This is a genomic window from Rhodococcus sp. FW305-130, assembly GCF_058788335.1.
On record NZ_JBYTAP010000007.1, the window covers coordinates 115968 to 136088 of the forward strand.

The 20121-nt window shown below is 61.7% G+C and carries 17 protein-coding genes; 10 read left to right on the plus strand and 7 right to left on the minus strand.

Features of this window, described 5'->3' with window-relative positions; genetic code table 11:
* Positions 1-25: 25 nt before the first annotated feature.
* Complete coding sequence (locus AC3WQS_RS21920) at positions 26-913, minus strand: SDR family oxidoreductase (RefSeq protein WP_492711775.1); 888 nt, start codon at positions 911-913, stop codon at positions 26-28.
* Positions 914-1145: 232 nt separating this feature from the next.
* Between AC3WQS_RS21920 and AC3WQS_RS21925 the strand changes: the two genes are divergently transcribed.
* The 4 genes from AC3WQS_RS21925 (at position 1146) to AC3WQS_RS21940 (ending at position 5790) form a co-directional block, all read left to right on the plus strand.
* Entirely contained in the window at positions 1146-2153 is a 1008-nt protein-coding gene (locus tag AC3WQS_RS21925) for an AurF N-oxygenase family protein (protein ID WP_003943163.1), read from the plus strand.
* Between the two features lie 33 nt (positions 2154-2186).
* Entirely contained in the window at positions 2187-3914 is a 1728-nt protein-coding gene (locus tag AC3WQS_RS21930) for an FAD-dependent oxidoreductase (RefSeq protein ID WP_060937797.1), read from the plus strand.
* A gap of 212 nt (positions 3915-4126) precedes the next feature.
* A complete protein-coding gene (locus tag AC3WQS_RS21935) occupies positions 4127-4603 on the plus strand; it encodes a Zn-ribbon domain-containing OB-fold protein (RefSeq protein WP_019745839.1) in 477 nt (158 codons plus the stop codon).
* Complete coding sequence (locus AC3WQS_RS21940) at positions 4600-5790, plus strand: lipid-transfer protein (RefSeq protein WP_020909545.1); 1191 nt, start codon at positions 4600-4602, stop codon at positions 5788-5790. Before AC3WQS_RS21935 ends, AC3WQS_RS21940 begins: the two co-directional genes overlap by 4 nt.
* A 30-nt stretch (positions 5791-5820) precedes the next feature.
* Here the strand turns inward: AC3WQS_RS21940 and AC3WQS_RS21945 are convergent, their stop codons facing one another.
* Positions 5821-6627 carry an alpha/beta hydrolase gene (locus AC3WQS_RS21945; protein WP_080910312.1) on the minus strand — a complete coding sequence of 269 codons (807 nt, stop codon included), beginning with the start codon at positions 6625-6627 and terminating at the stop codon, positions 5821-5823.
* Between the two features lie 168 nt (positions 6628-6795).
* On the opposite strand from AC3WQS_RS21945, the gene AC3WQS_RS21950 reads away from it, so the two are divergent.
* The gene (locus AC3WQS_RS21950) at positions 6796-7767 is read left to right on the plus strand and encodes a helix-turn-helix domain-containing protein (RefSeq protein WP_020971187.1); all 972 of its coding nucleotides are present in this window, start codon (positions 6796-6798) and stop codon (positions 7765-7767) included.
* Here the strand turns inward: AC3WQS_RS21950 and AC3WQS_RS21955 are convergent.
* Positions 7728-8489, minus strand: coding sequence for an ankyrin repeat domain-containing protein (locus AC3WQS_RS21955; RefSeq protein ID WP_492711778.1), 762 nt, complete (start codon positions 8487-8489; stop codon positions 7728-7730). The two genes, AC3WQS_RS21950 and AC3WQS_RS21955, sit on opposite strands and share 40 nt — an antisense overlap.
* Positions 8486-9196, minus strand: coding sequence for a FadR/GntR family transcriptional regulator (locus AC3WQS_RS21960; RefSeq protein ID WP_021333372.1), 711 nt, complete (start codon positions 9194-9196; stop codon positions 8486-8488). The genes AC3WQS_RS21955 and AC3WQS_RS21960 overlap by 4 nt, the downstream gene beginning before the upstream one ends.
* Before the next feature lie 216 nt (positions 9197-9412).
* Here AC3WQS_RS21960 and AC3WQS_RS21965 point away from each other — a divergent pair, with 216 nt between their 5' ends.
* The 5 genes from AC3WQS_RS21965 to AC3WQS_RS21985 all read left to right on the plus strand — a co-directional run bounded on the left by AC3WQS_RS21965 (position 9413) and on the right by AC3WQS_RS21985 (position 17003).
* Positions 9413-10852, plus strand: a complete 1440-nt coding sequence (locus tag AC3WQS_RS21965; protein WP_021345919.1) for an aspartate ammonia-lyase — start codon at positions 9413-9415, stop codon at positions 10850-10852.
* A complete protein-coding gene (locus AC3WQS_RS21970) occupies positions 10852-12297 on the plus strand; it encodes an amino acid permease (protein ID WP_492711781.1) in 1446 nt (481 codons plus the stop codon). The genes AC3WQS_RS21965 and AC3WQS_RS21970 overlap by 1 nt, the downstream gene beginning before the upstream one ends.
* 15 nt (positions 12298-12312) lie before the next feature.
* The gene (locus AC3WQS_RS21975) at positions 12313-13275 is read left to right on the plus strand and encodes an asparaginase (protein WP_020909550.1); all 963 of its coding nucleotides are present in this window, start codon (positions 12313-12315) and stop codon (positions 13273-13275) included.
* 177 nt (positions 13276-13452) lie between these two features.
* Positions 13453-16167 carry a winged helix-turn-helix domain-containing protein gene (locus AC3WQS_RS21980; protein ID WP_492711784.1) on the plus strand — a complete coding sequence of 905 codons (2715 nt, stop codon included), beginning with the start codon at positions 13453-13455 and terminating at the stop codon, positions 16165-16167.
* Positions 16168-16181: 14 nt separating this feature from the next.
* On the plus strand, positions 16182-17003 hold the full coding sequence (locus AC3WQS_RS21985; RefSeq protein ID WP_020909552.1) for a hypothetical protein: 822 nt from the start codon (positions 16182-16184) through the stop codon (positions 17001-17003).
* Here AC3WQS_RS21985 and AC3WQS_RS21990 read toward each other — a convergent pair.
* Genes AC3WQS_RS21990 through AC3WQS_RS22000 form a run of 3 tightly spaced genes read right to left on the minus strand, consistent with a single transcriptional unit; the run spans position 16995 to position 20080 of the window.
* Positions 16995-18695, minus strand: a complete 1701-nt coding sequence (locus AC3WQS_RS21990) for a SulP family inorganic anion transporter (protein WP_019745850.1) — start codon at positions 18693-18695, stop codon at positions 16995-16997. The two genes, AC3WQS_RS21985 and AC3WQS_RS21990, sit on opposite strands and share 9 nt — an antisense overlap.
* Positions 18692-19405, minus strand: a complete 714-nt coding sequence (locus tag AC3WQS_RS21995) for a GAP family protein (RefSeq protein ID WP_019745851.1) — start codon at positions 19403-19405, stop codon at positions 18692-18694. Before AC3WQS_RS21995 ends, AC3WQS_RS21990 begins: the two co-directional genes overlap by 4 nt.
* 15 nt (positions 19406-19420) lie before the next feature.
* Complete coding sequence (locus tag AC3WQS_RS22000; protein ID WP_019745852.1) at positions 19421-20080, minus strand: GAP family protein; 660 nt, start codon at positions 20078-20080, stop codon at positions 19421-19423.
* Positions 20081-20121: the final 41 nt, after the last annotated feature.

Here is a 20121-nt window from a genome sequence, read left to right on the forward strand (position 1 = left end):
TCCCAACCCCTCAGATCCCAGCCCCTCAGATCCCGGCCCTTCGCACGAGAGCGTCAGTGACAGAAGGGGATACAACGTCAATCGCTCGTAACAGCCCCGCGTACCGTGGATACAGCTCGACGGGACGCGTATTGATCGCCCTCAAGATCCACGATGCAGCTTGATCGGCCGTCAGCGCCGGCTGGCTCACGTAATCCGCCGTCGGCGCGATCATCGGTGTTCGTATGAGTGGGAATTGCACTGTGGTGACATCGACACCGGTGCCGTGACATTCCGCGCCGAGGCTTCGGCCGAAGGCACTGAGAGCAGACTTCGACGCGTGGTAGGCACTGAACCTCGGCATCACGCCGGCAGTGACTCCCCAGGTTCCGACGTTGATGATGTGTCCGGACTTCGCCTCGAGCATCGCGGGCAGCAGACGCAACGTCAGTCGTGTAGGTCCGAAGTAGTTGAGTGCCATAGTGCGCTCGTAGTCGTGGAATCGGTCGACCGAATCCAACGCGGTACGCCGGATCGAGCGACCCGCATTGTTGACGAGGATGTCGACCGACCCGAATCGATCCGCGATCGTCTCCGCGAGTTCGTCGACGGCTTCACCGCGGGAGAGGTCCGCAGGCACGATGTGCGCCCACCCTCCCCTGCGGTGGATCTCGTCCCGTACGTGTTCGAGGTTTTCCTCACCGCGCGCGACCAGGATCATCTCGGCTCCCCGACGAGCCAAGAGATGAGCTGTCGCCTCGCCGATCCCCGAGGAAGCTCCTGTCAGAACGATCGTCTTGTCGGAGAGCGTGACACCGCGTGACGGAACAAGAGAGCGCAGACGCGTCGGCGGACTCAAGGCAATATTGCTGAGCAGCGTTCTGATCACATCGGCCTCGGTTCGATCTTCGCGTGCGTTTCGGTGCGAACCCATCCCTGAACAGCCAACTTCGAGCGCACCGCGGAAATTACTCAAAAGTAAGTTATGGCGCCGTTTCGACCGTGTCAAGAATTCGTCGAGATCCAGGAGTATCTGCCACTAGCTTTTCCTGATACCTCGGGTTACATTAAACCCAGACCGAGTGCCAGCGATCACACAACCGGCCCTCGATTCCACCGAACACCGCGAGAAATACCAGCGGTGACCGAAACGAAGAGGAGACGCCATGACGCTCACATCGCCGCTCGACAAGCGCGGAGAAGCATCCGACGACTCGTACAACGAGACGCTTCGACTCCTGTCCGAGGGCTCGGTGCACAAGCACTTCGACCCGTACCTCGACATCGACTGGGACTCCCCCGAGTTTGCCGTCGTCCCGAACGATCGCCGCTGGATCCTCCCGGCCGAGACAGATCCGCTGGGTGCTCACCCGTGGTACCAGTCGCAGTCCGAGGCCAGGCAGATCGAAATCGGCATGTGGCGCCAGGCCAATGTCGCGAAGGTCGGTCTCCAGTTCGAGAACATTCTGATCCGCGGCATGATGCAGTACGTCTTCTCGCTGCCCAACGATTCGGCCGAGGCGCGCTACTGCACGCACGAGTCGGTCGAAGAGTGCAACCACACGATGATGTTCCAGGAGATGGTCAACCGCATCGGTGCCGACGCTCCCGGCATGAGCCGTCCGATGAAGATGCTTGCACCCTTCATCCCCCTCGCTGCGGGTCCGTTCCCCGAACTGTTCTTCGTCGGTGTCCTCGCCGGTGAAGAGCCGATCGACCACATTCAGAAGAGCATCCTGCGCGCCGGCGGCCAGATCCACCCGATCATGCAGTCGGTCATGGCCATCCACGTAGCCGAGGAAGCGCGTCACATCTCGTTCGCGCACAAGCTTCTGAGCCGTCGCATCCCGCTGATGTCACGCCCGAACCGGTTCGTCCTCTCGCTGCTGTTCCCGATCGTCATGCGCATTCTCTGTGACGCCATCGTCATCCCGCCGAAGTCCTTCTGGAAGCAGTTCGACATCCCGAAGTCCGTGAAGAAGGACCTGTTCTGGGATCTGCCCGAGTCACGCCAGACCCTGCGCAACTACTTCGGTGACGTCCGCATGCTGGCCACCGACACCGGCCTGATGAACCGTGCCTCGCGCCTGGTGTGGAAGGCCTGCAAGATGGACGGCCGCGCATCACGCTTCCGTAGCGAACCTCACCGCAGCTCGCACAACGCCGCCGCGTAGCTCCCGGACAGTCGAGATCGGACTCATAGCGCCATGCCACACGTAGTCACGCAGTCCTGTTGCAGCGACGCCTCGTGCGTCTACGCCTGCCCGGTCAACTGCATCCATCCGACGCCGGACGAGCCGGACTTCCTCACCGCCGAGATGCTGCACATCGATCCGCAGGCCTGCGTCGACTGCGGCGCATGTGTCTCGGCCTGCCCGGTCGACGCCATCGTCCCCGAGTCGAAGCTGACCGACCCGCAGCGAGTCTTCCTGTCCATCAATGCGGACTTCTACAAGGAAGAGCGGCCCAGGCCGCTTCTCGCCAAGGTCATCCCGGCAGCCCACGTCGACAAGGGCCGACCTCCGTTGCGCGTTGCGATCGTCGGTTCCGGACCGTCGGCGATGTACGCCGCGGACGAGTTACTGACTCAGCCTGACGTGCAGGTCAACGTCTTCGATCGCCTTCCTGTGCCTTACGGCTTGGTTCGCGCCGGCGTTGCTCCGGACCATCAGAAGACCAAGCAGGTCACTCGCTTGTTCGACAAGATCGCCGCACAAAAGGGTTTCGAGTTCTACCTCAACGTCGAGATCGGCAAGCACATCTCGCACAGCGAACTGCTCGAAAATCACCATGCGGTGCTCTACGCAGTCGGCGCTTCGTCCGACCGTGGTCTCGGCATTCCGGGTGCTGATCTGCCTGGCACGGCATCGGCCACCGACTTCGTGGCCTGGTACAACGGCCACCCCGATCACGCCGACGACGTCTTCGACCTCTCGCATCGCCGCGCGGTCATCATCGGAAACGGAAACGTCGCGCTCGACGTCGCTCGCATTCTCACGGCCGATCCCGAGAAGTTGGCGGGCACTGACATCTCCGCTCACGCACTCGCCGCTCTGCGGAAGAGTCGCGTCGAAGAAGTTGTCATCGTGGGTCGACGCGGAATCGCGCAGTCCGCGTTCACAGTCCCCGAGTTCACCGGCCTGATGGCACTGCCGGACATCGAACTCTCTGTCGGACCCGACGACATGGTTCTCGACTCGGCCACCGAAGAACTGGCAAAACGCGGCGAGCTTCCGCATGCCGTCGAGCAGAAGTTGCGTCTACTCGAAGCCCTGAAGAACCGCGATCACGTCGACGTCGGCAACAAGCGCATCACGTTGCGCTACCTGCTCACGCCGACGTCGATCACCGGCGACGATCAGGTCAGTGGAATCGAGTTCGCTCGCAACGCCCTGGTCGACGCCAACGGAACCGTGCAGATCGAGGCGACGGGCGATACCGAGACCATCGATGCCGGCTTGGTCCTCACCTCGATCGGCTACCGCGGAGTGCCCATCACCGGCGTCCCGTTCGACGAGCGTGCTTCGGTCATTCCGAATGAGAACGGCCGCGTCCTCGAAGCTCCGAACGGCGATCCCGCAACCGGCGTCTACGCGACCGGTTGGATCAAGCGCGGACCGAGTGGGTTCATCGGCACCAACAAGTCCTGCGCGCAGGAAACGATCAGGATGCTCGTCGACGACTTCAACGACGGACGCCTGACCAACCCGGTCGCCGACGACTCCGCAGTCGATCGTCTGGTCCGGGCGCGACAGTCCGACGTAGTCGACCGCGAGGGCTGGCACGCCATCGACAAGGCGGAACTGGAACGCGGCGCTGCGCACGACCGTGTCCGCGAAAAGGTTCTGGATCAGGTCGAGATCACCTCCATCCTCGACGCTGCGGCCCGGGTGAAACCGACGCGTCGATTCGGTCGACCCGTTCGCGCTCGCTGATCCGCTACAGGTAAACAGCTACTTTCACGCACACGGCCCCGCCTGCAGACTCGTCTGCCCGGCGGGGCCGTCTGCGTTCCGGCAGCGTCCCACTCAGCGAAAATTTTTGCCCGTCAGCGGCTAAAATCGTGTAATACTGCAACCTGTTCCAGTAAGCGGCACAGCGGGCCCAAGATCCCCCGGATCAGGCTCGCCAACCAGATGAGGATTGCATGAGCGAGACTGCAACGCCGGCGCCGAACGGGAGTGTGACACCTGCAGTAGAGGGTTGGTTCACCACCGGCGACGAACCTGCTCTGATCGGCACGAAGTGCCAATCCTGCGGCACCATTTCCTTCCCTCGTGAGGCGACGTTCTGCAAGAACCCGAGCTGCTTCAGCGAGGAGTTCGACGACGTGGAACTCTCCCGCCGCGGCACTGTCTGGTCGTACACCGACGCGCAGTACCAGCCCCCGCCGCCGTACATCCCTCGCTCGGATCCGTACGAGCCTTTTGCTCTCGCAGCAGTCGAGCTGCCCGAGGGGATCGTCATCCTCGGCCAGGTGGCCGACGGATTCGGCGTCGACGATCTCAAGGTCGGCAATACCGTCGAATTGGTTGTCGAGCCGCTGTACACCGACGAAACCGGAGTACGTACGACGTGGCGCTGGAAGCCTGTCGCCGCAGCTGATCAGGAGTCGCAGTCATGAGCAAGGACGTCGCAGTACTCGGTGTCGGTATGCACCCCTGGGGCAAGTGGGGGCAGTCGTTCGTGAAATACGGCGTTGCCGCCGCTCGCGCCGCGCTCGCCGATTCGGGTGTGAATTGGCAGGACGTCGACTTCATCGTCGGCGGCGAAACTGTCCGCAACGGATACGGCGGATACGTCGCCGGAGCCACGTTCGCTCAGGCCCTCGGCTGGAACGGCGCTCGCGTCGCCACGTCGTACGCAGCGTGCGCGACGGGAGCCCAGGCACTCGACACCGCTCGCGCACGAATCCTGGCCGGCCTCAGCGAAGTTGCCCTGGTCGTCGGAGCCGACACCACCCCCAAGGGTTTCCTCGCTCCCGTCGCCGGTGAGCGTTGGGACGACCCGGACTGGTTGCGCTTCCGCCTCATGGGTATGACCAACCCGGCGTACTTCGCGCTCAACGCGCGTCGTCGCATCGACCTCTACGGCGCCACCGCGGAGGACTTCGCCAACGTGAAGGTCAAGAACGCCAAGCACGGGCTCAATAATCCGAATGCGCGCTACCGCAAGGAAGTCACCGTCGAGAACGTGTTGGCCTCCCCCGTGGTGTCCAATCCCCTTCACCTGCTCGACATCTGCGCGACGTCCGACGGCGGCGCCGCAATCTTGCTGACGTCGATGGAATACGCCCGAAAGATGGGCATCGCGGAACCTGTTCGCATCAAGGCTATTTCGACGGTCACGCCGACGTTCCCGCAGACGATCATGGATATGCCGAACTTCTCCACCGATTCCAGCTCCGCCGTCCCGGCTCCGGAGCGAACGTTCAAGGAATCCATCGGCTACGCCGCGTACGAGGAAGCCGGGATCTCTCCCGAAGACGTCGACGTCGCCGAGGTCTACGACCTCGCTACCTCGGTGGAACTGGACTGGATCGAAGACCTCGCGCTGTGCAAGCGGGGCGAGGCCGAGCACCTTCTGCGTGCGGGTGACACCAGTATCGGGGGGCGCATCCCGGTCAATCCGTCCGGCGGTCTCGCATGCTTCGGCGAAGCCGTTCCCGCACAGGCACTTGCGCAGGTGTGCGAGCTCACCTGGCAGCTGCGCGGACAAGCCGAAGGCCGTCAGGTCGAAGGCGCTCGCATCGGTATCACCGCCAACCAAGGTCTGTTCGGACACGGCTCCTCGGTGATCGTTTCCGCCTGACCCTGTTCTACTTTCGTGGCGGTCGCACACTCACCCGTGAGCGGCCGCCACGATCACGTCTGCCACTGCCCCTGGCTGTGAAACCAGCGAGGCATGGGAGGTCGGGAGTTCGCTGGTGTTCGCGCCCATCCGGTTTGCCATGAACCGCTGCGCCGAAGCTGGGATCACGCGATCCTCACCGGCGACCAGATACCAGCTCGGTGTGTTCGCCCACGACGGCGGCCCGCCGAGTTCGAGGTTCGCCCACAAAGCGGCGGACTTCTGGTGAGCCAACATGGTTGCCGCCGTCTCGTCGGAAACGTCTTGAGCGAAGACGGAATGGAAATACTCGTCCGTGACGTAGCCGTCGACGTTCTTCCCGCCGATCGCGTGAGGATCGTCGACGATCTTCAATCCCAGAGCGGGAGGAAGCAATTGGCTGCCAGGGAATCGAATCGGGTCGATCGTGATCTGTACCGGCTCACCCTCCACCGGACCGAACGCCGCGATGTAGACCAGCGACTGGACTTTCGGATCGTGGACATTGGTGATCACCGCGCCGCCGTACGAGTGCCCGACGAGAACGACGGGGCCGTCGATGTCCGCAACCGTCTTCTCGATCACGGACGCGTCGTAAGCCGGCCCGCGCAAAGGATTGTCCGGCGTCACGACGCGATAGCCACGCGAGCGTAGGTCGGCGGCAACTCCGTCCCAACTGGTCGCGTCGGCAAAGGCTCCGTGAACCAGAACGACAGTTGGCTTGGGGCTTGCCACCGCAGCACCGGAACCGAAGATCAGTCCGGCCGCGACTGTCATGAGCATTGCCAGAACTGCTGTGAATACACGTGAGATCTTCATGCGTTTCCTTCACTCTCGTAGGCAAGCGAGAAACTGCGGTAGGCCGGGACACGCCCGTTTCGATCCTAGAAATACCTGCTGCGACGGACGTGACTGTCCGTGCAGACTTCTGGGCTCACGGTGCACAAATTCTGGTTGAGCGTCCACATCCCGGGGTATCAAGGCTGCATGGCTTTGCTCCTGGATACTTCCGTGCTGGAGCCTGACCAACGCACGGACGCCTTCGTCGACGCGATGGGACGCGCATCGGTTCCCTGTGCGATCCACTTGGAGGATCCGGCGGGCGTGAGCGCCCGGATGAACGTGTGGAATCTGGGCGCAGCATCACTGTTCCGCTCCGAGTCGACGGGGATGCGATTGACCAGAACGCCGCGGCACGTGCGATCAGCGTCGATGCCGGTTCTCGCGATTGCCCTGCAGGAGAGCGGAATCGGCCATCTTGATCAGCACGATGAGCAACGCAGAGTCCCGGCCGGTGAACTACTCATGACGGACCTGACGTCGACCTACGATTTCTCCTGGACGGGAACGGGCGCTTCCCAGTGCCTCTACGTTCCGATGGATCGGCTGGGACTACCGATCGACACCGTGCGAGACGCTGCCACGCGACCTCACCACAGCAACCTGTACCCCTTGATGATCGCGCACGTTCGTGAATTGTTCCGCAGCGCCGATCAGTTGGAGACCGATCCTGCCGCCGAACAATTGGGCGAGGCCTCGATCGAACTGGCGCGCGCTTTGGTCGCATCGATCGCGCATGCAAATCCCGACGCCTCCGCTCCGAGATCGGCACTCACGTTGACATCGATCCGCAGATACATCCGCGAACACCTTCACGATCCGGCGCTGCATCCTGCACGAATTGCCCACGCCCACAACATCTCACTGCGTCAGCTGTACAAGATCTGTTCGGACAACGAATTCCGGCTCGAGCAGTGGATCATCACCCAGCGCCTGCAGAAGGCTCGGGACGAACTGGCTCGACCCGCTACCGTCGACCTGCCGATCGCCACCATTGCCCGCCGTGCGGGATTTGTCGACGCCGGACACTTCAGCCGACGGTTTCGGCAGGCCTACGGAGTCAGCCCGACTCGTTGGCGTCAGCTCCGCGATTGCAGCAGCGCCACAACGTCTGACTGACCACGGCTTTCGGCATTGTCCAATGCGGTCTTTCCCGACGCATCCCGGATCGAGGGATCTGCCCCGGCGTCGAGAAGCTGAGTGATCACGTCGACGTAGCGCGCCGAGCCGTCGCCGTACACAACGGCCTCGAGAAGCGCCGTCCACCCCGGATCATTGACGTGATTGACCGGTACCCCGGCAGCAATCAGCATCCGGACGGTCTCGACATGCGCGTGTTCACTCGCGGGAATCAGAGCCGTACCGCCGTAACGGTTCACGCTGTCGACATCCGCGCCATGGCTGAGCGTCAGTGCCAGAATCTCGTTCAATCCCTCGGCTCCGGAATACAGGAAGGCCGAATCCTGCATGGAATCCTTCGCATTCACGTCAGCACCGGCAAGAATCAACGCAGAAGCCGCAGCGACGGCGTTGTTCTTGGTGGCCTCGACGAGTGGAGTCCGTTCGCCCTCGCCGCGCGCTTCGATGTTCGCGCCGGCAGTCAGGGCAGCGGTAACAGCTGCGGGATCATTGCGGTCCACAGCATCGAAGAGCGCGCGTTCGGATTCCGGCGTCGATGCTGGATTTACACCCGCAGGTGGTACAGCTGCCGTTGTTGTCGCTGACGCCGCGGTGGTCGGCGTCAGCGGGGTGTCGGACGAACTGCAACCCGCCAACGCTCCGGTCACTGATACCGCGAAGATTGCGCAGGCGAGGACAGACCTGCGCGGCCGCGCCGTCACAGCGAATCACTTTCTTGGACAAGTGTTTCGAGCGTCATCCTGACGGCGTCCAGGTGTTCGGCCATCGCTCTGGAGGCATGGTCGTAACTCCCGGATGCAATTCCTTCGACTATTCGTTCGTGTTCCTCGTTCGACTTTTCCTGGCGACCGGCAACAAGATTGAGTGTCTCGGATTGCCTTGTCAGCGCTTCACGGATATCGACGATTACCGACTCGAAGACACGATTCCTACTGGCTTTTGCAATCAGTCCGTGAAATTGGGCATCGAGTGCAACCCATACGAGCGGATCGTCCTCGTCACGCATCTGCTGTACCAGTCCGCGGAGTGCTGCCAGTTCCTCCGCGGTGTGCCGTTGCGCAGCCCATCCTGCGGCCGGAATTTCGACATGAGGCCGTGCTTCGACCAATTCGTTGGCCGCATAGCTGCCGAAATCGAGGTCTCGCGCTATCGAATCACTGACGACGAACGTGCCGAGCCCGGATTTTGTCTCGGTGAGCCCGAGAGCGTGGCACGAGCGCAGGGCTTCGCGGATAACCGATCGACTGACCCCGTGCCTTTCGGCCAGGGACGCTTCGGACGGGAGACGCTCTCCGACTGCCAGATCGCCGGAGGCTATTGCGGCACGAAGGTCTGCGAGGACTGCCTCGGCAGCACTCACCCGCGCGGCGACTGGTCGCCTGGTGGCCCAGCTGTCTGACAGGTTCATGCCGTCATTGTTGCGACTGCCGAAGTCCCGCGTCAAACATCGCACCTGGTGACGGGTTGACGTGCAGGAGTGAGCGAGGTAACAATTAGACCTGTCAGACAGCCTGATAGCCCGATAGCCGGGCGGGTCTACTACTTGTCCGTCAGCGCTGCGATCCCGAAATACACCCACCGCGCAGAGTGATGCTTGCGCGAAGAGACACGAGGAATTGATCAAGTGCTCGAAACGCGAACAGAACACGATCTGCTCGGCGATCGCGAAGTTCCAGCCGATTCGTACTGGGGAATCCACACCTTGCGCGCGATGGAGAACTTCCCGATCACTGGTCGAACAATTTCCACGAACCCGCATCTGATCCGCGGCATCGCTTACGTCAAATGGGCCGCAGCCAGCGCAAACGAGAAGCTGGGCATCCTCGACGGCCCGCGAGCCGAGGCCATCTCACAGGCATGCAAGGAAATCGTGGACGGCCGGTGGCACGAACAGTTCGTGGTGGACGTAATCCAGGGTGGTGCCGGAACGTCGACGAACATGAATGCCAACGAGGTCATCGCCAATCGCGCATTGGAAATCCTCGGCCACCAGCGCGGCGACTACGAACGACTTCACCCCAATGAGCACGTGAACCTGAGCCAATCGACCAACGACGTCTACCCCACGGCCGTCAACATCTCGACGATCTTCGCGATCGAGGACCTGCTGGATGCACTTCGTGTACTCCAGAATGCGTTCACGACCAAATCTCTCGAGTTCGCCGACACGGTGAAGATGGGGCGCACCCAACTGCAGGACGCCGTGCCGATGACTCTGGGTCAGGAGTTCGGCACCTACGCGGTCATGATCGAGGAGGATCGAGCGCGCCTGGCTGAGGCTGCTCTTCTCGTTCACGAGATCAACCTCGGCGCCACTGCTATCGGCACCGGTCTCAATGCACCTGCCGGCTACGCCGAGGTGGCCTGTTCCGACCTGGGCGCACTAACCGGGCTGCCGCTGGTGTTGGCAACGGATCTGGTCGAAGCGACCCAAGACGTGGGCCAGTTCGTCCACCTCTCCGGCGTACTCAAGCGGGTCGCTGTGAAGTTGTCCAAGGTGTGCAACGATCTTCGGCTGCTCTCTTCTGGTCCGCGAGCCGGATTGAACGAGATCAATCTGCCGCCGGTGCAGGCAGGTTCGTCGATCATGCCGGGCAAGGTCAATCCGGTAATTCCCGAGGTCCTCAATCAGGTCGCGTACGAAGTCATCGGCAATGACGTGACGATTACGATGGCTGCGGAATCCGGGCAACTCCAACTCAACGCTTTCGAGCCGATCATCGTGCACTCACTGTCCGAAGGAATGCGACACCTCGGTGCGGCTTGCCGCATTCTGGCGGACCGGTGCGTACTCGGTATCACGGCCAACACCGAACTGTTGCGCGCGCGAGTCGAAGACTCCATCGGCCTCGTCACCGCGCTCAACCCCTACATCGGATATACCGCGTCCACACGGATTGCCCAGGAGGCGTTGATTTCCGGGCGTCGCGTCGCCGATCTCGTGATCGAAGCGGGCCTGCTCGACCGCGAGGAACTCGATCGGTTGCTCAGCCCCGAACATCTCGCCAATCTCCGCGTTGCGGGCGAGAAGCCTCATGCTACCGCCGTTGCGGAGGAGGTTTGATGACCGTCGAACGGGAAGAGACACCCCACGCCGAGGTCGCCGCTGAAGAGGATCTCGGGTATCAGAAGGCGCTCGGCCCCAGACAGATTCAGATGATCGCGATCGGTGGTGCGATCGGAACAGGCCTTTTCATGGGTGCGGGAGGGCGACTCCAACAGGCGGGCCCGGCCTTGGTTCCCGTGTACGCGCTGTGCGGGTTCTTCGCGTTCCTGATCCTGAGGGCACTCGGCGAACTGGTGATGCACCGACCGACTTCGGGATCCTTCGTTTCCTACGCACGCGAATTCTTCGGCGAGAAGATGGCTTTCGCCGCGGGTTGGCTGTACTGGATGAACTGGGCAATGACTGCCGTGGTCGATGTCACGGCTGTGGCGTTGTACATGAACTTCTTCAAAAAGTACTGGGCGCCACTGGGGCACATCGATCAGTGGATGTTCGCTCTGATCGCGGTGGTGTTGGTTCTCGGACTGAATCTGGTGTCCGTGAAAGTCTTCGGAGAGCTGGAGTTCTGGTTCGCGTTGATCAAGGTCGTTGCGTTGACCGCGTTCCTCGGGTTCGGTGTCTATTTCGTACTCTTCGGCACGCCCATCGAAGGGCATTCCTCCGGATTCAGCCTGATCACCGACAATGGTGGGCTGTTCCCCAACGGAATACTTCCGGCAGTCGTGGTGATTCAGGGCGTCGTGTTCGCTTACGCCTCAATTGAACTCGTGGGAACCACGGCCGGAGAGACCGAAAATCCCCGGAAGGTGATACCCAAGGCAATCAACACAGTGATCATTCGGATCCTCGTCTTCTACGTGGGATCGGTACTACTGCTCTCGCTGTTGCTCCCGTACACGGAGTACCACGCCGGTGAAAGTCCATTCGTCACATTCTTCGGTTCGATCAACATCCAAGGCGCGGATGCGATCATGAATCTGGTCGTTCTCACTGCAGCCTTGTCTTCCCTCAATGCCGGATTGTATTCGACCGGACGAATACTCCATTCGATGGCGATGGCAGGCTCGGCGCCTGCCTTCGCTGCCAAAATGAACAAAGCCGGAGTGCCGTACGGGGGAATCGCACTCACCGGCGTGGTCATTCTGTTCGGCGTCGGGCTCAATGCTGTTGTCCCAGCGCAAGCCTTCGAAATAGTCCTCAATCTTGCAGCCCTCGGCATCATCAGTGCGTGGGCAGTCATAGTGTTGTGCCAGTTGAAGCTCTGGCAACTTGCGAAACAAGGCAAAGTCACCCGCCCTCCCTTCCGCATATTCGGCGCACCGTACACCGGGATCGCGACACTGGTCTTTCTTGCGGTCGTTATCGTATTGATGGCATTCGACAACCCTGTTGGAACATGGACCGTCGGCTCCATCGCGATCATCGCACCGCTGTTGATGATTGGTTGGTACGGCGCCAGGAATCGCATTCGCGAGTTGGCCATCCATCGCCCCACAGCTTGACGTGAAAGGACCTCAGTGCCGAAAGTCGCAGTCGTCACCACTGGTGGCACCATCGCCAGCACCCGAGATGCGCACGGAATCAGTCGGCCCGCAATCACCGGTGCAGATCTGCTCGGCAATGAGCAGACCGACATCGATCTTCGAGTCGTGGACGTGATGTCGAAGGACAGCTCGAGCATGACCTTCGCGGACATGGATCGTGTTCGCGACGCCGTAGCCGACGAATTGAAGGATCCTGGACTCGACGCGGTGGTCGTGCTTCACGGCACCGACACGATGGAGGAAACTGCGTTCTTGTTGGACCTGCACCACGACGACCGACGTCCGGTGGTCTTCACCGGGGCGCAGCGCACTTTCGACCATCCCGAGTCCGACGCTCGTTCGAATCTGGCCGCGGCGATCGCGGCCGGACTCGACATCTCGTCGCGGGGACGTGGTGTCCTCATCGCCTTCGGCGGTTCGGTCCACCCGGCCGCAGGTACGCGAAAGGCCGACACGACGGCACTTGATGCCTTCCGCTCCTTGCCCATCGATCCGGCACTGCTGCACACTCCCGAACCATTGCCGTGGCATCCCATTTCGAACACCCGCGTCGACATCATCGCCGTGTATCCCGGGGCAGACCGCGTACAGATCGACGCTTGCGTGAGCGCCGGGGCAAATGGACTTGTTCTCGACGGACTCGGTTCGGGAAATGCCAATCCGACGATCGTCGAGGCCGTCCGAGACTGCGTAGGCGCTCACATTCCGGTGGTCGTGACAACTCGTGTGCCCTCGGGGCCAATCTCCCCGGTTTACGGTGGTGGTGGCGGCGGCCACGACTTGATCGCCGCAGGCGCTGTATTTTCCACCGATCTTCGGGCCGGGCAGGCACGTGTACTTCTGGCGGCCTTGTTGTCAGATCCGGATCTCGTGGGCCTGGAAAAGGCATTCGACCGATATTCGAGGTTTGCTCGCACCCCGCCGTTCAGGCGGTAGCACTGGCGACGCCGTTCGTAGTTCGAACGCACCCCTCGCCAAATCAGGGACTTTGGTCCGAATCTTTTGATTTGGACGCTTAACAAGTGTCCGAATTGGGTAGTTTCACATCATCTAACTCGTTACGTATGTCGATCCAGCGGTCACGTCCAGTGCAGCCAGTCGAACAGGAGTCGGATGAGCAGCCCATTTCGTGATGCCGCTGCAGTGACGCTCGACGCGTCTCACCGCGTCGGGCACACTCACGCGTCGGACGCGCCTGTCAGCGGGCGCTTTCACCCACCCTCTGCAATCAAGGGACTGGTTCCACGTCCCCGGTTGCACCAGAAACTCACCGCGTCCACCACTACCGAGGGCTCGGGGCCCGGGTCCGTCGGGCTGCTTTCTGCACCGGCCGGAGCGGGAAAGACCCTGCTCCTGGCGAATTGGGCTCGTGAGTATTCGCGGGCGTCCCCTGACGTGGACCTCGCCTGGCTGACGTTGGCCGAGCGCGACAACAACGTGTCGGTGCTGTGCGAATCCCTCGCCGAGGCCATCTCGACGCCTCTCGACCCGGCCGGTCGCGCGCCCACCGGGCAAGGGTTCCCGGCACAGGCGGGATCGAGACGACCCGTCGAACAGTGGCTCGCGCACTTCGCGGAAACCGTCGAAGCTCACGATCGCCGAACGACGCTGATCCTCGACGACGTCCACACACTTCACGATCCGATGTCGATCGGTCTTCTCGACCAGATACTCACGCACACGCCGGACAATCTGTCGATCATCGTCGCTGCTCGATACGAACCTCCGCTCACCTGGCATCGTCTCGCGCTCGATGGCCGACTCACTCGCTTCGCATCCACCGATCTCGCCTTCGACCGCACCGAGATCACTGCGATGTTCGGCGAATACGACATCACCCTCGGCGACGACGAGCTCGCAATCGTCGAGAACTTCACCAAGGGGTGGGGCGCTGTTGTTCGCCTGACCGCGGCGTTCCTGGCAGGCCGGAGCGACATCGGTGATGCATTGAACGAGTTCACCCACACGCCGCGCCCGATCGCCGACTTCCTCGTCGACGAGGTCCTGACATCCTTGCCCGAGCATGTCACGACATTCATGTTGCGGACATCCGTCGTCGATTCGTTCTCTGCTCAACTCGCAGAAACGTTGACCGATTCGAATGCTCGGTCCGAGATCGACGCTCTGATTCAATACAACTTCCCCGTGACGCGGACCGACTCCGCTGACCACACCACGTGGTTCAGCTACCACCCCCTTCTCCTCGAACACCTCCGCGCGGAGTTCCGCCGGGTCGATCACGAGGAGAGAAATCGCGCGCACCTTCGAGCAGCAACCTGGTTCGAGAGTCATCACTTCGAACTCGAGGCGCTCGAACTCGAGGTGTCGATCGGCGACCCGTGCCGCATCCTCGCTTTTCTCGAGCGCTGCGGACTGGGCCTCGTACTCGACGGGCACAGCGGAGACGTCGTCCGAGTGCTCGAATCCGCACCGACGCAGGTCTCCGAATCTCCGATCACCCGCCTGGTCCTGGCTGCGGCCGCCCTCCATTCCGGTGACATGACCTCTGCGACAACGTGCCTCGACCTTCTCGAGGCAACTCATCCGCCCATTGCAGACGACCCTCTGTTCCTGGCCATGAGTCTGGAAATCTCCTGCGCTTCGCCAACTTCTGACAACAATCCATTGGTTTCGCGCCTGGTGCGGCGTCAGAACAGCACTCACTCGGACGTCGAAGCCTACGCTCACCTCGAGGTAGCGACGGCCCTGCTACTCAAACGCGAGTTCGACAGGGCAACTGTCGAATACACCCAGGCGGTCGCGCTCGGAACACTACGAGGCAGGTCGCGATTCGTACTGAAGGCACTGACCGGGCTAGGATTCGTCGCCTCACTCAGCGGGGACATCGAGGCGATGAGGGCACACTCCACCTACGCCATCGACTACGCGGTCGAACACCGAATCACAACGACGGCGGAGTACGAGTTGTCCGCGTCCGTGGTGGCCTTCGCTGCATATCTCTGCGCCACCAGCGAACTTCCGTACCGCATACCGACTATCGGAAACTACCGGAGCACAGATGTTCTCGGCGCCAGCGTCCCGGCATTCGGGTGGCACACCGTCGTCACGTTCGGGCTCCACAGTCTCGGCGACGCGGCCGATCGACGGTCGACCGCTGCCGACGTCCGCGATGCGATGCTCAGCGCGATCGCACTGCGCACCTTCTCATTGGCGACTCTTGCCCTACTCCCACCGGTCGTGAACGCATGCCTGTCGGTCGGCGAAGTGGAATGGGCCGGCCGACTCGTGCGCGATGCGGCTGATCAGTTCGGCGAGACTTCCGAGATACACCTGGCGCGAGCTGCCGTGGCTTTCTCGTCCAACAAGTTCGCAGAAGCACTCGTCGAGGTTTCCGAAGCCCTCGGATCCACCGAAGAGCCTGTGCTCGCCCACACCGTCTACGCCTGGACACTCGAGGCTGGGATCCACGCTGCCACCGGTCACGAGCGCAAGTCGTTTCGTTCGCTGCACAAAGCCCTGCGAGCCGCAGAAACCGGTGGGCTGTTGCGACCTTTCCTCGACTACGGCGCGTCACTGCGTCCGATCTTCGACGAGTTCAGTGGGCACTTCGGCGATCAGGAGGCTTTTGCCGAACAGGTACGCAACCGCATTCGTCCACAAGAGCTGGTGAGTGCACCGATCCTCACACCGGGCGAATACACCGTGCTGCGCGAACTGGCCTCGGGAGACACCACCGAGTCGATCGCCGACACGCTGTTCCTGTCCGTCAACACCATCAAGACGCATCTACGCGGGATCTATCGGAAGTTGGAAGTAAGTAACCGACGCGACGCACTCAAGGCTGCGCGTCGCGGCGGACTCATCTGAGCAAGACTGCTTCCATGCCCCCGAAGCTGTACTCCGATACGCGCGATCGAATGACTGTCTGGGCGAGACGCACACCGAGCCGACGGTTGGCTACCGACGCGACGATCGACGTCTTCGAAGTCGGACTCGTCGACAGCGCCATGACTTTGGCAGCCCAGGCGTTCACGTCCTTGCTGCCGGTGATGATCGCAGCGTCCACCCTGGAAAAGTTGAAGCCCTTGGCCGATGTCGCCAGAGACGACCTCGGGGTGCAGCTTCCCGACGCCGTGATGACCGACACCTCCACTGCGGCCGCGTTCGGGATTGTCGGCTTGCTCATGCTGTTGATCAGTTCCACGTCCTACGCTCGCGCCCTTGGCCGGATGTACGGACGAATCTGGAGCGTGCCGACTGCGACGCTTCGCCAGGCATGGAGGTGGATCGCGGTCGTGTTCGTCGTCGCCGCGTCAGTGGTCGGTGCGGCGCTGTGCCGCGAACTGAATGCCGTTCCGAGAGTGGGCAGTCTCCTGGAATTTGTTGCTGTCTACGCAGTGTGGGCACTGGTCTGGACTGCTGTGCCCATGCTGTTGACCGCCAATCGCATGACCACTCGTATGTGTGTCGGGTCCGGCTTGCTTACTGCGACGGGTCTGACCGGACTGCACGTGGCCGGCACTCTTTTCCTGCCGCGGATGACCAAGACGTCTCAGGACGAGTTCGGCCTTCTCGGCGTGATGTTCACCGTGATCGGGTGGCTGTTCATCTTCTCTGCCATCGTGGTGGTCGCGTCGTCGATCGTCGGATCGGTCGCAAAAGATGCGGGGCCACTGGGAATCTGGCTGCGGACGTCACGCTGAAGTGTTGTCCCGGCCCTCGAGTGCCTGCGAGACGGTCGGATAGACGTCGACCTTCAGCGCACCCTCGTCGGCCCCGGACAAGACATCGCGGAACTGACCGATGTCGCGGGCCACCCGGAAGCTCACATTCTTGCGAGCCAACGAATCTCGAAGCTGAGCCAACATCTGGGCCGCGCTGACGTCGATGAATGGTGAAGTCTCGGCGTCGAGGATGACCGTCGTGGTCCCGGTGGTCACCATGCCGGTGATCTGATCACGCACGTGATCGGCATTCGCGAAGAAGAGTCCGGATTCGACCCTGACCACCACGACGCCGTCGAGTGTCCTCAGATCAGGATGGCTGCTCGTGTCGACCCAACGCGTGCCGTCCTTGGCCAGAGCGGCCACGTGCGGCTTGGAGACTCGATACAGGAGCAGCAGCATCGAGACGACGATTCCGATGATCAGACCGGGCAAGGTATCGAACAGGAGAACTCCGAACATCGCCGCGACAGCGGCGGCGAAATCGGCCCGAGCGGCGTGCCCGTAGATGCTGCCCAATCGCTTCGTCCAGACCCGGTACAGCGCTGCGAGAGAAGAGAAATCCACTAGTTCGATCACTGCGGCGATCACCACCGCCGATAGCGTCGCTTCCGGTAGTTTCTCGAACAACCCAGTCAGGAACAGCAGTGTCAGCAGCGTCAATGCGGCGACCACCAACCCGCTGACCTGTGATTTGGCACCCGCTCCCCCGTTGACAGCCGTCTTCGAGAGGCTGCCGTTGACCACCATTCCCGAGCAGATGCCCGATCCGAGATTGGCGGCCCCCAGTCCTACCAGTTCCCGATTGGCGTCGATCGTGTATCCGGCCTTCGCCGCGTATGTCTTTGCAGCGCCGAGACCTTCGGCGAAACCGATGAGTAGAACACCGACGGCCGGCCCCACTAGGTCGAGGTAGTCCTCGGCTCCTACTCCACTCGGCAGGCCCATAGTCGGCAAGCCCGAATCGATGTGTCCGACGATGTCGATGCCACGGTCGTCGAGTCCGAACAGCGCTACTGCGGTAATCCCCAGTAACACAACCAGAAGCGAACCTGGCACCAGCGGGAGCCATCGCTTGACTCCCAGAACCATTGCCAAGCTGAGCAATCCGATGACCACCGTCGGACCGTCGACCTCGCCAAGTTCCTTGATCACCGTCCACGCCTGGACGAAGAAGTTCCCCTCGCCCTTGTCCACGCCCAGGAGTTTGGGTACTTGACCGATGATGATCGTGAGCGCCAAACCGACTATGAATCCCTTGAGAACCGGCTCGGAGATGAAGGATGCGATGAATCCGAGGCGCATGAATCCTGCGAGCAGTCCGACGAGTCCGGTCACTATCGCGAGCCCGACCGACAACGCGACAAATCTGGTGTCGTCTCCCGACGCCAGTGGAGCGATCATCGCCGCGGACAACGCGGCAGTGGCCGACATCGGTCCGACGATCAGATGCCGCGAACTACCAGCTGCTGCATACAGAATCAGTGACGGAACTGCAGCATAGAGCCCGACCACCGGCGGAACTCCGGCGATGGTGGCGTACGCGAGCGCTTCCGGGACAAGGACAGCCCACACCGTGAGGCCCGCGATGATGTCTGGTCGAAGCCAGCCTCGCTGATAGTCGGACAGTGATCCGAAGACCCACCACGTCCGTGTGTGCGGAGCACTCATAGCCCTTGCACCCCTTTACTGATCTGCATCGCCGCGATCAGGACGAGGAGCCCGACGTTCAGCAAGTGCGTGTTGGTGGCTATCCAGGTGCGGATCTTCTGCAGCGGTTCGGTGGCCTCCTCCTTCTTGATCAGGAGAAGGGCGACAGGCACGGCGACCGAGGTCACGGACACGAGAGAAAAGATCACGGCCGAGACGATCTGCGACGTCGGCGCCACGGTGCTGAGGCGAAAGTTCATGGCAGCGGCAATCGCACAGGACATGTCGATGGGATTGAGAACGAACAGCGCGAACCCGAGTACACCCGATCGCATCGGCTGGAAGTGTTCTACCGACTGGAGCATTTTCGGCAGTTGAGGGGCCGCCGCGACAACATCTCCCGGAGCCACTGCAGCCGCCATCGCCTGCACTCCGCGCCGACTACGCGTGTAGACGAACCAGGCACCCGCGAGCAACGTCACGCCGAGAACGAGGTGGAGGATGGGCACCCACAGGGGTGGGTGTGTTCTCTGATGAACTTGGAGTGCGGTCAAGATGATGTACGACCCGGCCAGGGCGACAACTATTCCGAGATACCACCCGATCAGATACGCGATGCTGTTGAGACGCGCTCGTTCGGAAAAGAGCACGGCGACAACGGCGACAACCGCCAGCGGGCTCATGATGATACCGAGTGCCAGCGGGATCTGTTGCAGTAGCAGCGATCCCATAACTACCTCCCGTTGTCAGAGACCGCCGATGCCCTTACCGATGAGAACAACACCGATAACCAGGATCAACACACTCATCACAGTGGCATTGTTGTCCTGCAACCACACCTTCAGCTTGGCCAGCGGACCGCGCAGTCGCTCCGCGGCAACGAGGTAACCGATCACGGGCACGCACACTGTCGAGGCAGCGATGATGGTGAAAACCAGAACCGCGACGACTACTTCGCCGGAGCCCAATGACGCAGAGCCGATCGAGATTCCAGCCGCGATACACATCATCAGATTCTTCGGATTGATCGCTGCCAGCGCGAAGCCCAAGCCGAGGCCCTTGGCAGCGGTCATGTCGTCGATAGCTTGCATCCACTTCGGGGTTTCATGCTCGCCACCGCGGCCGCGCCATTGCTTGACTCCGAACGCAAGTAGCAACACACCCAACGCCAGTTTGATCCACGACACCGTCGCAGAGGGATCGCCTTCGGAGTCGCCGAGCTTGCTGGACAGGAGCACGAAGATCACAGTGGCGACAACGATTCCGAGTATCCAGCCCAGGGCGAATCCGACGCTGGTGCTACCGGCTCGCTTGGACAACAACATCAAGATCGCCGCGATGATCGGGATGGGCGATACCGCAACACCGACCGCTAAGGGTAGAAGATCCCCGATGACAGATCCCATGCCGACCTCTTCTCTCTCCCGGTCGACACTAGGGGTGACGT

Coding starts and splice junctions, on each gene's coding strand:
- AC3WQS_RS21980 (WP_492711784.1), top strand. CDS start 13,453: ATGAGCAGCCCATTTCGTGATGCCGCTGCAGTGACGCTCGACGCGTCT.
- AC3WQS_RS21985 (WP_020909552.1), top strand. CDS start 16,182: ATGCCCCCGAAGCTGTACTCCGATACGCGCGATCGAATGACTGTCTGG.
- AC3WQS_RS21940 (WP_020909545.1), top strand. CDS start 4,600: ATGAGCAAGGACGTCGCAGTACTCGGTGTCGGTATGCACCCCTGGGGC.
- AC3WQS_RS21945 (WP_080910312.1), bottom strand. CDS start 6,627: ATGAAGATCTCACGTGTATTCACAGCAGTTCTGGCAATGCTCATGACA.
- AC3WQS_RS21920 (WP_492711775.1), bottom strand. CDS start 913: ATGGGTTCGCACCGAAACGCACGCGAAGATCGAACCGAGGCCGATGTG.
- AC3WQS_RS21995 (WP_019745851.1), bottom strand. CDS start 19,405: ATGGGATCGCTGCTACTGCAACAGATCCCGCTGGCACTCGGTATCATC.
- AC3WQS_RS21990 (WP_019745850.1), bottom strand. CDS start 18,695: ATGAGTGCTCCGCACACACGGACGTGGTGGGTCTTCGGATCACTGTCC.
- AC3WQS_RS21930 (WP_060937797.1), top strand. CDS start 2,187: ATGCCACACGTAGTCACGCAGTCCTGTTGCAGCGACGCCTCGTGCGTC.
- AC3WQS_RS21935 (WP_019745839.1), top strand. CDS start 4,127: ATGAGCGAGACTGCAACGCCGGCGCCGAACGGGAGTGTGACACCTGCA.
- AC3WQS_RS21950 (WP_020971187.1), top strand. CDS start 6,796: ATGGCTTTGCTCCTGGATACTTCCGTGCTGGAGCCTGACCAACGCACG.
- AC3WQS_RS21925 (WP_003943163.1), top strand. CDS start 1,146: ATGACGCTCACATCGCCGCTCGACAAGCGCGGAGAAGCATCCGACGAC.
- AC3WQS_RS22000 (WP_019745852.1), bottom strand. CDS start 20,080: ATGGGATCTGTCATCGGGGATCTTCTACCCTTAGCGGTCGGTGTTGCG.
- AC3WQS_RS21960 (WP_021333372.1), bottom strand. CDS start 9,196: ATGAACCTGTCAGACAGCTGGGCCACCAGGCGACCAGTCGCCGCGCGG.
- AC3WQS_RS21970 (WP_492711781.1), top strand. CDS start 10,852: ATGACCGTCGAACGGGAAGAGACACCCCACGCCGAGGTCGCCGCTGAA.